Below are 14259 nucleotides of genomic sequence, written 5' to 3' on the forward strand. Positions count from 1 at the left end.
GAAATTTAGGAGGAAATAACCGTGTCTAAAGTCGTCTTCTTTATGCTTACTTTGATTTTGCTTACAAGCTGTGCATCCACGGGGGTAGAAGAGTTTAAATTAAGTAATGTGGCCCCTCAAAATGTAATGGCTATTAACAGTGACTCCTCTGCCGGGCAATCCACAGATCAACAGGATGCAGCCAAAGCTGCAGAGAACTTAGGAGGGAAAGATTTGGAGAAGAGTATCTTGACTATGGAAATGAAGATGTGGGATGCATTTGCTGACGGAAATGCGGAAAAGTTCCTGGAAGTCGTTGCAAATGATGCGGTGATGGTTGTCGGCGGGATTACGGAAACGGGAGCGGACTACGCGAAATTCATTCCTGAAATCGATGTGACGAGTTACAAGATAGAGAAGTTCTCAACGAAAGTCATTCACCCTAACGTTGTTTTAACGAATTACTTTGTTAAAATAGAAGCGCCGAATACGGATGCGGCGGGAACGTTCAATGTGTCGTCATTATGGAAAAAAACAGGCATTCACTGGAAGCTGGTTTTTAATCAAGATGCCCGTATTTATGGAGAGATTCCCCAGTAAACCTGCCGATATGGACAAGAAAGGTCAGCCCGAATAGGGCTGACCTTTTTTTTGTCAGGATAGCATTGCAGCCGAACCTTCTGGAGAAGTATTTGGCTGGGAAGCAGCAATGCCGTAAACATCAACGCCCCACAATGAATAAGTCCAAGGCGATCCTCTTTTAATTCCTAAGACTCTTACGTATCTCCCGCTTTGATGGACGGATTGAATGTCCTCTACCCCGCTTTTGCCACTTGTAGTCGAGTAAACGGACTTCCAATGTTGTCCGTCAGCAGATAAATCAACCTGATATTGCTCGGCGTAAGAATACTCCCAATCCAGAATAATGCGATCAATTGCGTAATGATCCAGTAGATCAATGATGACCCACTCCGTATCACTCCCGGCCTGGCTGCTCCATCTTGTTTTGGAATTGCCGTCCGTGATGTTCTCTTTGACATAAACCGAGTTTTCTTCCGAGGAAGCGGTTACGGGTTTACCGAATGCAACATTACCTTGCAAGGCTTCATATCGGATGGAAATCCGGTCGTTAATCGTAGGGATATAACGGGAAGAGGTTTTTACCTTAATATGGATGTGATAATCTGAACCGGGTATGAGATCTGTTAATTCAAAATAATTAAACAATGTGATTCCGATAAGCTTGTCATTCGAATAAATTTCATACTTTTCAAGATAAAATCCTTCACCGGGTTCTTGCCATCTTAAATGAATTTTATCCGAACCGATTTTCTCATAGTGAAGGCCCATATCAAGCTCCTCAAGGGCGTTTGTCGATGTGAAGTAATGTTCTTGATTATTGGTTGTTTTCGAAAGAATGGCGCTTTGTATATCTTGAATCACTTTAACCTCTAATGTATGTAGTGTGGTTACATAATTTAAAATGTTCAGGCTGCGATTGCCTGTCAATCTGGCCTTAACCACTGTATTTTTTAATTGTTCCGCCAAAGTGACAATAGCCAGCAGCTGGTCTATGACTTTGCTCGGGAAATGGATCCGGGTTAAGAATAGAGACAGATAGTAACGGGAGCCTGCAAGAATAGCGAATATGTTCTCCAGTGTGTCATACGGGACGGGATAATCAGCTTCAGCATGAATCTGCGCAATCATGGCAGGGATTTGTTCATAGAGCAGGAAGTTATCCTCGAAGGCGATAAAGCTCTGCTCGAATTTCTTAATGGCCGCCAGTACGGACGCATCATTAAATGCATAGGTATCATACGACAGATCGACTATGAATCTGAAAGGTTCTTGCAAATGATTGTATGCAGCAGCTATGTCAGATTCAAGGTATTCAACGGCTTCCAGGACGGGGATATCCGAGATGATAAAGGAGTTCTTATCCTGATGGTAGGAATTAAGGATTAAGGCGTGTATACCGGGAAGATGTCTGAGGTGGGGGATGTACTTTTGATAGACATGCATGAATAAGCAGGTGCCTGTCTGTAGCCGCTCTTCTATATAACCCAGGGCGCTCTGAAAGTCCGGGAACATCTTTTTGTCCAGGGTGATGTTCATGATACTTAAATCATCCAGGCTGTTCGTATCCATGTTCCATCTGTTGAATTGCTGCGTAACAATCTGATCCTTGATTTCTTCCGTAGTTACATAAGCGTTGTAGAATAAATAATCGACCGGTACTCCTTTTTGTAATAAATCGTATAGAAACTGGACTTTCAGGCAGTTGATATGCCGGTGCTTGAAGTAGGACAAGATATTTTTGTTTAAAATAACGATCACCTCATCAAATTTTATCCTTACAAAAAAAGTTATACCATCATTATAATAAAGGAGTAAAATATAGTAAATTATTTAGGGCTAAAAAGAAATTTGCGGCTTTATGCAGGAAAGACCGAATAAAGAGAGTGGGACGGATTCCAACAAATGGATTGACAGCTTTGGATAAATACAGGTAATATACAAGTATAAAAATTATGTTCATCGTTTATTGAAACCGTATCCAGCGCAACGTCCCCTTTAAAAACGATCGTTTTACTGGATGTCATGAAAGTCCAGGCAAGGGATTTTATTGTTGACACTCTAATATATATACAGGTAAGTTACAAGTGTGTTTGCCAGAGGAGGATTTATCAATCATGAGGCACATCCAGATATCCAGGCCAACATTGCTAGAGGTCGGAGAATCCAGTCGATTGGCCTTACGGGTAGTGGGTGAGGAAGGTAAGAGCCGGGGGCAGCCGAAAGTACGGCCGCAAGTCCAGTTGTTCAGGGGGAGGCATCTGTACAAGAAGCTGAATGGTTTGCGCAAGGTGAAAGCGCTTCCTTGCACATCTCCCCCTCCGACGCATCTTTGCATGGTTCATACACAATAACAAGGAAGTTCCTGACGTTTTCTGCATCAAAGCGCCGGGTAGCAAGAAGAAAAAATGGGAGTTGTCTCCGGGGTGTACCGTCTGGTGCAGCCTGCAGGGACAAATGAGGGGTGAGCTTTTGAACACGGTAGTGAACAAAATGGGGACCGGCGTGAAGCCGGGAAAATGGAAGCGAATTCAGAACAGACTTTGGAAAGACCGCTATATCTATTTGCTTCTTGCGCCAGGTCTTCTGTATTTTCTCGTATACCGCTATATTCCGATGTTGGGTATTGCCATCGCCTTCAAGGAGTATAGTCCGTTTCTCGGCTTTGCCGACAGTCCATGGGTAGGATTCGATAATTTCGCCCGGATCTTCGAAAGTTCCGAGGTGATCCGCGTACTTGGGAATACACTCATTATTTCCCTTCTGCAGATTATCTTTGCCTTTCCGGCGCCGATTCTGCTGGCCATTATGCTTAATGAAGTCTCGCGGTCGGCAACGAAGCGCATCATTCAATCTGTCGTTTATTTGCCCCACTTCTTATCCTGGGTAGTGGTGGTGGGGATCGTGACGATTTTTTTTCGGAACGATGGTCTGGTCAATGATTTTCTTGTTCTGATCATGGGTATGGAGCAGGGCGTCCCTTTCCTGACGAATCCGGATTTTTTCCGCATCTTCCTGGTTCTTGAAGTGATCTGGAAGGAAGCCGGATGGGGAACGATTATATTCCTGGCCGCTTTGGCCGGTGTGAGTCCTTCGTTGTACGAAGCGGCGGTTATGGACGGCGCCAGCAGACTGCGCCAAATTTGGCACATTACGCTGCCGGCTATCCGCAGCACGATTATCATTCTGCTGATTATCCGTTTGGGCGATGTTCTAGAGGTCGGATTTGAGCAGGTTTTCTTGCAGCTTAATGCGTTTAACATGGAAATCGGCAATACGCTCGATACCTTCGTGTACTACAAGGGGATCCAACAGTCCGATTACAGTTTGTCAACGGCAGTCGGTGTCTTTAAAGGAATCGTCGGGCTGGTGCTCGTTATTACAGCCAATAAGCTGGCCAAACGGTTTGGGGAACAAGGGGTTTATTGAGTGAAGAAAGCTTTCCCGACGGGAAAGCTGTGAGGAGTGAAAACGGAATGAATGCGCTAAAGCATAAATCAATGTTCGACCGGCTGTTTGATACCGTCAATCTGACGATTCTTGTTCTGATTTCCTGCGTGATGATCTTTCCTTTCGTCTATCTGTTCTCTGTATCGTTCTCCTCCTATGAGGATTTTCTGGGCAGCAAGCTGCTCTTATGGCCATCGAACTGGACGACGGATGCTTACGAATATATTCTCCAGTCCAAGGCATTCCGCCAGTCGCTGCTTAATACGGTCTTCGTTACGATAGTCGGAACGGTGGTCAACCTTTTCTTCACGGCGACGATGGCCTACGCGTTATCAAGACCGATCATCGGGCAGCGGGGATTGATGATGATGGTCGTGTTCACGCTGCTGTTCTCAGCAGGCATGATCCCTACCTATCTGGTTGTAAAAGCAACCGGACTGCTCGATTCCATGTGGTCGCTGATTCTGCCTGTGGCGATTACGCCATTTAATCTCATTGTAATGAGACAGTTTTTCTTAGGGATTCCGGATGATTTGAAAGAAGCCGGCGTTATTGACGGGGCGAATGACCTTCAAGTATTCTCGCGGATTATTCTTCCGCTGTCCAAGCCTTCGCTGGCTGCATTCAGTCTGTTCTATGCCGTCACACACTGGAACAATTATTTTGCTCCTATCCTGTATATTAACAATTCGGACAAATGGACGATCCAGGTCATCCTGCGTCAAATCGTTGTAATGGGGGAGACCACGGCGACACTGGCAGATTCTTTCGTGGAAAATCCGCCTCCGCCGGAAACCATCCAGATGGCGGCCATTCTGCTGGCAACCCTGCCTATCCTTGTCGTGTATCCGTTCCTGCAAAAGCACTTCGCTAAAGGCGTTATGCTCGGGGCGGTTAAAGGCTGATTGTGATTCTCAGCAGCGGAGGACGAATCCGCTCTAATGCAAGCTTTGCTGTAACTGACGGTATCAAGGATTCATCCTATACATGAATGAACAATTGGGGGGTAACAGAATGAAAGGAAAACGTCTCACATTAACTGCAGTCGCCGCCGCACTTGCGGTAAGCACAGCTGCCTGTACCAAGGATCCGGCTCCAGCCGCTACCGGTGATCCCAAAGCAAGCGGATCAAACACGAAATACACCATCTCAGCGCTGGATTTCCGGTATGGCGATCCGCCTCCGAACAGCTCTCCCGGACTTAATATGATCAATGAGCGCTTCAACATTGATTACAAAATTACGTATGTTCCGAATACGGCTTACGATGAGAAAATCAATGCCACCTTCGCTTCCGGTGAAATTCCGGATATGGTCGGTTTTATGTCCACAGACTTGAAAAACCGGTATGCCAAATTCGCCAAGCAGGGTGCTTTCCTTCCCCTCGACGATTACATCAAAGACCAGCCGACGCTGAAACTGGTGCCGGATTTCGTCTGGGACTCCATGCGGGTTAACGGCAAAATTTATGCGATTCCGCAGTATTCTCCGAAGTATCAGACGGTGACTGTTATCCGTAAAGACTGGCTTGATGCGGTGGGGATGAAGGTTCCTACCAATTATGAGGAGCTTAAGCAGGTAGCCATTGCCTTTACGAAGAAGGACCCCGATAAGAACGGCAAAGCCGATACGTATGGAGTCGCCATGGGGCTTGATATCAACCCTAACTTCAACCAGGGCCCGTACTGGGACCCCGATGCCTGGTACCACAAGAACGCTTCCGGTGAATTTATTCCGGGTATAATCGGTCCGGGACGCAAGGAAACCGTTCAAATGATGGCGGATTTATATAAAGAAGGGGCCATTACGAAGGATTACGCGATTCTGAACTGGGCCGATACGAATAAGGAATTTTACTCGGGCAAAGCCGGTATCTTCATCGGTACTCCGCGCGGGATGTCTCAAGCTTATATGGACGGTTTGCTCAAAATCCAGCCTAACGCGCAGTTCGTTCATCTGGAGCCGTTCAAAGACGCTTATGGTAATGAAGGTTTGCAGGCGGGAGCGGGCTACAATGGCATGGTCGTTCTGAACGCCAAACTGGCCAAAGAGCCGGATAAGCTGAAGAAAGTGCTGGAACTGCACGAATTCGGGCGTAAGTTCTACGCGGATGCGGACAAGAACGAGAAGAATGCGGATTTTGACTGGTGGTCCGGTAAAGCAGGCACAGGCTATAACATGGAGAACGGCGTAGCTGTGAATACCAAAAACTTCGCCTCAGACGGTCTGGCTCCATCGACTTATTTTGTAGACAATACGGGCTGGGCGCCTAAAGATACGGATGTGAACTATTCCCTCACGTATCAGACGAAGCCGCTGGTGGATCTCGTAAAAGGTATCGAAGATATGTATAAAAAGACGAAGCTCTATGCGAACCCGATCAACGGCCTGGAATCTGCAGCAGATGTATCCAAAGGCCCTGAGCTCAAAAAATACGTCATGAATGAACAAGTGAAAATGATTGCCGGTAATCGCCCGGTATCCGATTGGGATAAGCTTGTACAGGAATATATGGATCGTGGCGGCAAAGAGATTGTGAAAGAATACAACGCGAATATCAAAGTGAAAGATCCGAAAGAATTGTTCAAGTAAATCTGGTCGAAGGGGGGCAGCACCTTGCCCCTTTTCTTTTTTAGAAGGAGGAGTGAATGATGGGACGTTTGGCGAAAATAGGGGTCTGGTTCCAGGAAGACTCCGCTATGAAAAGATGGCAGGTTGGTCAAAATGTTTTTGAGCGGTATCTGGAAGAAATTCTCGCCCATGCTGGAATTCCCTTTGAATTACTTGGGAATTGGGAAGCGCTGGAGGCTTATGCTCCTGATGTGCTGCTGGTTGCTCACAGCGATGAACACGATAGAACACTGGCGAAGCTGAGAGGATTTGTAGAGCAGGGAGGTACACTGATTTCCTATGCGGGTTTGAACCGGCTGGCTGGCTCCCTGGGATGCAAAGAATCCGCATGGAGAGAGGCGGTCTATGCGGATATCCCGGATACAGGGACATCCGCGGACGGAATCCGGCTTCGTGCATTGGGCGCGAAGCCTTGGCAGCCCATAGATTCGAAGGAGAGTGAGCCGAAGCATCAGAGCCGGGGCCTCCTTCACAAGGAACATAAGGACGGTGAAGAGGCCGGGCCTGCTTACATCGAGTTCGCCATTGGAAGCGGCAGACTGATTCGCTGGAATGTCAATATCCCCGAAACGGTCGTCATGCTCCAGCAGGGGAGTACGCCTGTTACCAGCGATGGTCTGCCGGCCCCCGACGGTACAGGGAACCTGGACGAGGGCATTCTGAAGGCGGACGACCGCTGCGAGCTGGATTGGGTGCTGGACCGCTGTGCGACCGAAACAGGAGCCGCGTATTACGGGGTTCCTTACGCGGATTTGTGGCGCGAAGTTCTGCTTGCGCAGCTGATCCGCGAGGCTGCTGCGCTGGGCTTTCCTGCCGCCATCCTTGATTATTGGCCGGAGGGTATCCGTCAGGTTGCTATGATCTCGCATGACAGCGATCTCAATATCGATGAGTCTGCGATGATTACGATGGATGTATTGAAAGAGTTCGGCGTTAAATCGACCTGGTGCATGATCGAGCCCGGTTATTCCAAGGAAGTGTACGACCGGATTCATGCAGAGGGACATGAACTGGCCTTCCACTTCAACGCGCTGGAGAAAGAAAAGGGTGTCTGGAGTGCAGAAGAATTCGAGCGGCAGCTGGCTTTTATCCGTTCCAGTACACAAGCTCCGGTTGTATCGAATAAGAACCATTATACCCGTTATGAAGGATGGGGCGATCTATACCGCTGGTGTGAAGCAGGGGGAATCGAGAGCGACCAGACAAGGGGACCGAGCAAAAAAGGCAACATCGGATTTCCGTTCGGTACGTGTCACCCTTATTATCCCGTCGCATGGGCGGACGAGCGCAACAGAATGTACAACGTGCTGGAAATCGGTTTCCTGACGCAGGACCTGGATCACGCTACCCTGGCCGATCATTCCGTGATCCATCCTTTCCTGGAGCAGGTTAGCCGTGTGAGGGGCGTAGCGCATTTCCTGTTCCATCAGGTGCATATTCTGCAGCAGCCGAAGGTGCGTGAAGCGCTGCGACAAGTAATCAACGAGGCGCAGAAGCGGGAGTTCCGGTTCTGGACAGGCGAGCAGATCACCCGATGGGAACAGTCGCGCCGTGAAGCACGCATGCGTGTAGATGCTGAAGGGAATCTTTCACTGGAGAGTCTCCCGCCGGGAGCGGTCATCCGGGTTTCATTGCTTGAATCCGGAAGCGCAGGCGGAGCGGGAGTTGAAAGACGCTTTGGGTATGATTTCCGGCTCCACACGGTACAGGGCAGTCTGCATGCGGAAACACAATCCTAACGATGGGGTGACAACATGGAAGCATTAGCGGTAAACGGAGGCACGCCGGTCAAAACGACTCCTTTCGGAACCGGGAAAAGATTTGGCCTGGAAGAGGCAAGGCAGCTGCTGGAAGCGCTGGAGCAGAACACCTTGTTTTACCATTTCGGGACGAAGGTGAAGCGGTTTTTAAGTGATTTTAATGAGATCTACGGAATCAAATACAGCGTTGCAGCGTCATCCGGTACGGCGGCTCTGCATGTGGCGATGGGAGCTGCCGGGGTTACGGTCGGGGACGAAGTCATTACGAGTCCGATTACGGATCAGGGGACTTTGATCGGAATCTTGTACCAGAATGCGATTCCGGTCTTTGCCGATCTGGAGCCTCATACGTATAACATGGATCCCCGGTCTATTGAAGCGAGAATCACACCGAAGACCAAAGCGATCGTTGTCGTCCATCTGGCAGGCAATCCTTGTGACATGGACCCGATCATGAATATCGCCCGCAAGCATAACCTGAAGGTGATTGAGGATTGCGCGCAAGCTTATTTAACCCGTTATAAAGGGAAGCTTGTAGGAACGATCGGGGATTACGGCTGCTTCAGCACGAATGATTTCAAGCATATTTCGACGGGTGACGGGGGAATCGTAACGGTTAATTCCGGCGAAGAGTCGGATTATGAGACGACTCATGCTTTTGCCGACAAAAATTACCGCCGGTTCGGTACGACCTTGCAGCGGGACCTGCACGTAGTAGCGCCGAATTACCGGATGACGGAGCTCCAGGGTGCTGTCGGAATCGCTCAGCTGAAGAAGCTGGAGTGGATCTGCTCGCAGCGCCGGAGCTACGGGGACCGCATCAGCGAAGGATTAACCGGTTTGCCTGGTGTCATTCCACCAATCGTAGAGCCTGATAACGAATGCACCTACTGGTTCTACATGTTCCGGCTCGATGAGGATCTTCTGACTTGCAGCCGGGATGCTTTCTGTGAAGCACTGACAGCGGAGGGAATACCGAATCGGGCCGGGTATATTCCGGATGTGTGCTACATGCAGCCGCTTTTTCAGAACAAGCAGGCCTACCACGGAAGTCACTTTCCGTTCGAGTTGAGCGAAGCGACATATGAGCGCGGTCTATGTCCGAATGCGGAGCAGATTCTGGAGACGGCCGTTCAAATTCCTCTCAATGAGTTTTATTCAGATGGCGATGTCGAGGACATTATCCGGGCAGTCCGCAAAGTTGCCGGTTTCTACCTCAAAGGATGAGACACAGTGAACGCTTCGTTTGCCTGGGTTCACCGGTACATGCAGACGAGACCCGGTCCGCAGCCGTATGCAGAGCGCCCTCCGGTGAGGAGCGCCTGGTCATTACGGCGAGGGGCTATGTGCTTATTGTGGATGCCGGAAGCGGACGTTGTACACAGCTTGCCTTTCCGGATGGGCATCTGGATTACCCGTTTGCTTGCATGAGCAGTGAATCCGGACTGCTGTATACGGGCGCCGGTAAAAAAATCATGGTACTCGATCCGTTCCGGGAACGGTTCATTTACTGGGCGGAGCCTGCCCCGGATGAGGAAATTGCCGGCTTTGCCTTTGCCGAAGACGCCGGTGGACATGTTTACTTCACGACTTACCCGGGCTGCGAGTTGTTCCGTATGGATCCGGTATCCATGGAATGCTCAAGGCTTACACGACTCCATACCCGGCAAAAATATGCCATGTCACTTGCCGCAGGCAAAGACGGCTGGGTGTATGCGGGTATCGGTACTGCGGAAGCGGGAGTTGCCGCTTACTGCCTCGCCGACGGCACGCTGCTCCACTGGCAGGGAGAGGGTCTCACGGAGACGGTACGTGGAAGCGGGCAGGTCCGGACCGGCTCTGACGGGCACGTGTATGCGAGCCTGCCGGCCCTTGGCGAAAGCGGGCCTGAGGACCCCTGTTCCGCCGATTGGTTCCGCCTGCAGGACGGTAGAGCCGCAGAGCCAGCAGCCGAGAGTACGACGCATGTTTCTTCGGCTTACAAGGGGACGGGCTATCACAAGCTGCATCGCGATCTGTCCGGCGGAAGAAGCATTACCGGCTACCAGCTCTCAGACGGAGAGCTGGTCATCCGGGAGCCGGATGGCAGCCAGACTGTTGTGCCGCTGGCTTATCAAGGCAATGGGGCTGCACTTTCCCCGATGACCGGGGGACCTGACGGAATGCTGTACGGGACCTCCAATCATCCGCTGCACTTATACCGGTATGACCCACAGCAGCGGAAGCTTGTCAATCTCGGCGGGAAGCTTGTGGAGAACGGCGGCGGCGGCAATATTTGCGCGTATGCCGTGCAGGGCCCGTATCTCATCGGGGCGGCCTATGCCGGAGGATTCGTGCACAGGCTGGACACCCGGCTGCCGCTTGAATCCGGCAGCAGTCCCGGGCGTAACCCGGTGCTGCTGCTCGCCGATGAGCGGATTCACCGGCCTCGCTGCGCTGTAGCGCATCCGGGAGGTGAACACGTACTGATTGGCGGCTTCCCGGGCTATGGAGCAGTAGGAGGCGGACTCGTGGAGCTGAATGTTCATCAAGAGACGTGGACCGTCTATGAGGATCATGAGATCGTCCCCAGTCAGAGTACCTTATGTCTCGGGACGCTAAGCTCCGGTGATGTGATAGGCGGCAGCAGTATTGAAACGCCTGGCGGAGCGGACCCTGCAGCTAAGGAAGCGGCTTTATACCGGCTCGACTGGCGGCAGCGCAGGGTGAGTGAGAGGTGGACTCCTGTGCCGGGGGCGAGGGAAATTTCTCTGCTGCTCGTGGATGCGTCCGACCGGGTCCATGCGCTTACGTCGGATTCGGTCTACTTCGTCTTCGATCCTTCCCGTGGACTTGTATTGCACAGGCAGGATTTATCGGAATGGGGCGGCATAGTGAGGCAGGGGCTCATTCTGATCCGGGATGGGCACGGGCAGGAGCAGATCATCGGGCTTCTCAGCAGAGGGATATTTAAGGTGCAGACGGATTCGATGAAGCCGCAGCTGGTCTCTCTGCTGCCGGATGAAGCAACCAGCGGATTAGCTTTCATGGAGGGCCGGTTGTATTTTGGCTGCGGAAGCCAGTTGTGGAGTTATTTCATGGAGGAAGGAGACAGCAGGGATGAGCTATAAACTTTCTGAGAGAACGCTGGACACACTGCCGAGGCTTCTTGAAGGTATTGCAACAACCCGGCAATGGCAAGCCAAGCGCTCACGGATCGAGGCGCAGTGGCTGCAGCTGCTCGGGAAGGCCCCGGCAGCCGAGGAGTGCCCGCGGGATTACGATATTGTGATGGAGGAGGCGGAAGGCGGCTGCCTCAGACGTGATATCCGCTATCAGACAGCGGATGGGGATCACGTAACCGCAACCCTGCTGCTGCCGGATTCATGCCTCACGGGGAAGAAGCGGCATCCCGCCGTGCTCGCCCTCCATCCGACGGCTGAGGAAGGACGGCTGGATACCGCTTCGCCGTCTGGACGCGAGAACCGGAGGTACGGACTTGAGCTTGCAGCTCGGGGGTACGTGGTGCTGGCACCGGATTCTATCACGTGCGGCAGCCGCATATATCCGGGCTCGGAGGCGTTCCAGACCGCTCCATTCTACGAAGAGCACCCGGAATGGACCGCTGTAGGCAAAATGCTCCTGGATCACATGCGCGCCGTAGATCTGCTCAGCTCTCTGCCGGAGGTGGACGGGGGCCGGATTGGAGCCATCGGACATTCTCTGGGAGGCTACAACGGCTGGTTTCTCGCCGGATTGGACCGGCGGATAAAGGCGGTTGCTTCCAGCTGCGGTTTCTCCATGTTTACGGAGGACCCCGATCCGAACCGGTGGGGGCAGCGGGACTGGTTTTCTCATCTGCCTGCACTGACGGAGAGCATCCGGGAAGACCGGATTCCATTCGAATGGCATGAAATCGCGGCTCTTGCGGCACCGACTCCGCTCTGGATGTGGAGCGGGATGGGGGACACTATTTTTCCGAACTGGCCGGCGATTGGTGCTGGAATGAATGATCTGGCAACTGTGTACGGATTGCTGGGACAAGTTGACGCGTATGAATTCTGGATGGGCCATGGGGGCCATGACTTTCCGGACAAGGCCAGGTCGCTCGCTTATGATTTTCTGGATGCACATTTGAAACAAGGGATGTCAGATTGATGAGACCTGTTTAATGTTGGTAACCTTAGGTCTCACATGGTATACTGTTGCTTAATCACTTGTATAGGAGCGGTATACATTGTTGCGGAGAAGAAATAATTTTCAGGAAAGATATGACCATTTTCTCCAGGAATTACGGGATGAAATTGTCAGCGGAGCGCTTCAGCCGGGTGAGTATATCTTACCGGAGAATACGCTCAGCGCGAACTATCAAATAAGCCGTGTCTCGATTCGGAAGGCTCTGACGGAGCTTGTAGAAGAAGGATTAATTGAGAAAATTGCGGGCAAAGGGAACCGGGTGAAGCCGCCGGGACCGGAACAGACACCTGTCACCTTGCGGCTGGCCTGGTTTTCCAGCTCTTATGAACTAGATATTGTACGCCGGATGATTCATAATTTTGAACGGCAGAATCCTTTTATCAAAGTGGAGCTTACGCTGCTTCCCGTGGACGGCTATACGGATACCTTGACCCGCATGATGGATCAGAAACAGGGGCCGGATGTATTCATGATGTCGGACCACCATTTCCGGGAATGGATTGAAACGGATCGGACCGGCGAGCTCGCCGGCTACGTGCCCTCTCATTTGAACCCGGAGGAAACGAGTTACCCGCAGGTTTTTGATTTGTTTGCCAATGACGGCAGGATGCTTGCCGCGCCTTTTATTTTTTCACCTGTCGTAATTTGTTTCAATCGTTCCATCTTCAGGGAAAACGGGCTGTCGGAACAAACCCCGCTCAAAGATTGGGATGATCTGCTGCGTGTAGCCAAGGTGTGTACGCGGGATGCGAACGAGGATGGATTTACCGAGCATTACGGTTTTTGCTTCTCTTCGTCATCTAACCGCTGGCCCGTGTTTCTGCTGCAGAATGAAGGAGAGATTATGTCCTCCGATCACACCCGGTCTACCATGGCTAAAGAAGAAACGATTCAGGCGCTGGAGTTCTGTACATCCCTGATGTATAAGCACCACGTATCGCCGATATACTCGCACGGGAGCAGTCATCTGGCGGAGCGGTTGTTCATGAAGGAGCGGGTAGCCATGATTATGACCACCTATTACTTCATGAATGAGTTCCGGGACCACTCCATCGAGTGGGATGTGCTCCCCGTTCCGAAGCAGCGCAAACAAGCCACGCTTCTGCTTGGCGGCGGACTTGCCGTGAATGCGGGCAGTCTGCATATCCGCTCAGCTCAGCGTCTCGTTGACTATATGACGGGCACGGAGGCGCAGAACCTGCTCAAAACTTACGGCTGCACGATTCCGGCGCTCAAATCGGCAGCGGAGAACGATCAGCTGCTTAGCCCCGACATTCACCCGCAGCATTACAACCGGTTCCTGGATGTGCTGCCTTACGCGGTGCCGCTTCGCAGCCTTCATCTCAAGCAGCGCGAAATTTCGATGCTGTTTGACGAGCTGAGCTTGCTCTGGGCTTGTATGGAAAGTCCGGAAGAGACTTGCCGCAGAATTGAAGATAAATTTAATGAGAGTTTGATCGGACTGCCGCTTTCCTAATGGAAAAGCGGTTTTTTTATTTGAATGCCGATCAAGGTCGGGTCCATTAAAGACAGATTATACACAATAAATACCTGTATACATCCTGTATTTATTTAATTTTTTGTGCTATAGTGTTTCTACTTAATGAAAGTGCTTTCATTTGTGTTATGAAGCCGATTCCAGGTACGAAACCGGTAAGGACACAGGCTGTTAGAAGGCGGGGTA

The 14259-nt window shown here is 51.0% G+C and carries 10 protein-coding genes; 9 read left to right on the forward strand and 1 reads right to left on the reverse strand.

Going from position 1 to position 14259, the window contains the following annotated elements:
- Nucleotides 1-21: 21 nt before the first annotated feature.
- A complete protein-coding gene (locus EDM21_RS25340; protein ID WP_157333022.1) occupies nt 22-579 on the forward strand; it encodes a DUF4440 domain-containing protein in 558 nt (185 codons plus the stop codon).
- A 54-nt stretch (nt 580-633) separates the two neighbouring features.
- Here EDM21_RS25340 and EDM21_RS25345 read toward each other — a convergent pair whose 3' ends face one another.
- Nucleotides 634-2319, reverse strand: a complete 1686-nt coding sequence (locus EDM21_RS25345; protein ID WP_157333024.1) for a discoidin domain-containing protein — start codon at nt 2317-2319, stop codon at nt 634-636.
- 732 nt (nt 2320-3051) lie between these two features.
- On the opposite strand from EDM21_RS25345, the gene EDM21_RS03650 reads away from it, so the two are divergent.
- From EDM21_RS03650 to EDM21_RS03685, 8 genes are all read left to right on the forward strand, one after another.
- Nucleotides 3052-3987 (forward strand): ABC transporter permease, encoded by a 936-nt coding sequence (locus EDM21_RS03650; protein ID WP_235918059.1) that lies wholly within the window; start codon nt 3052-3054, stop codon nt 3985-3987.
- A 47-nt stretch (nt 3988-4034) separates the two neighbouring features.
- Entirely contained in the window at nt 4035-4913 is an 879-nt protein-coding gene (locus EDM21_RS03655; protein WP_157333026.1) for a carbohydrate ABC transporter permease, read from the forward strand.
- Between the two features lie 109 nt (nt 4914-5022).
- Nucleotides 5023-6600 (forward strand): extracellular solute-binding protein, encoded by a 1578-nt coding sequence (locus EDM21_RS03660; protein WP_157333028.1) that lies wholly within the window; start codon nt 5023-5025, stop codon nt 6598-6600.
- A 59-nt stretch (nt 6601-6659) separates the two neighbouring features.
- Nucleotides 6660-8378: a polysaccharide deacetylase family protein gene (locus tag EDM21_RS03665; RefSeq protein WP_235918017.1), complete on the forward strand. Its 1719-nt coding sequence runs from the start codon at nt 6660-6662 to the stop codon at nt 8376-8378.
- A 15-nt stretch (nt 8379-8393) separates the two neighbouring features.
- The gene (locus EDM21_RS03670; protein ID WP_157333032.1) at nt 8394-9626 is read left to right on the forward strand and encodes a DegT/DnrJ/EryC1/StrS family aminotransferase; all 1233 of its coding nucleotides are present in this window, start codon (nt 8394-8396) and stop codon (nt 9624-9626) included.
- Nucleotides 9623-11509 carry a hypothetical protein gene (locus EDM21_RS03675; RefSeq protein WP_157333034.1) on the forward strand — a complete coding sequence of 629 codons (1887 nt, stop codon included), beginning with the start codon at nt 9623-9625 and terminating at the stop codon, nt 11507-11509. Before EDM21_RS03670 ends, EDM21_RS03675 begins: the two co-directional genes overlap by 4 nt.
- Complete coding sequence (locus tag EDM21_RS03680) at nt 11499-12536, forward strand: dienelactone hydrolase family protein (protein WP_157333036.1); 1038 nt, start codon at nt 11499-11501, stop codon at nt 12534-12536. The genes EDM21_RS03675 and EDM21_RS03680 overlap by 11 nt, the downstream gene beginning before the upstream one ends.
- Before the next feature lie 79 nt (nt 12537-12615).
- Entirely contained in the window at nt 12616-14052 is a 1437-nt protein-coding gene (locus EDM21_RS03685; RefSeq protein WP_157333038.1) for an extracellular solute-binding protein, read from the forward strand.
- Nucleotides 14053-14259 lie beyond the last annotated feature (207 nt).

Origin of the sequence: Paenibacillus lutrae (genome assembly GCF_009757775.1) — a bacterium.
GTDB lineage: Bacteria > Bacillota > Bacilli > Paenibacillales > NBRC-103111 > Paenibacillus_F > Paenibacillus_F lutrae.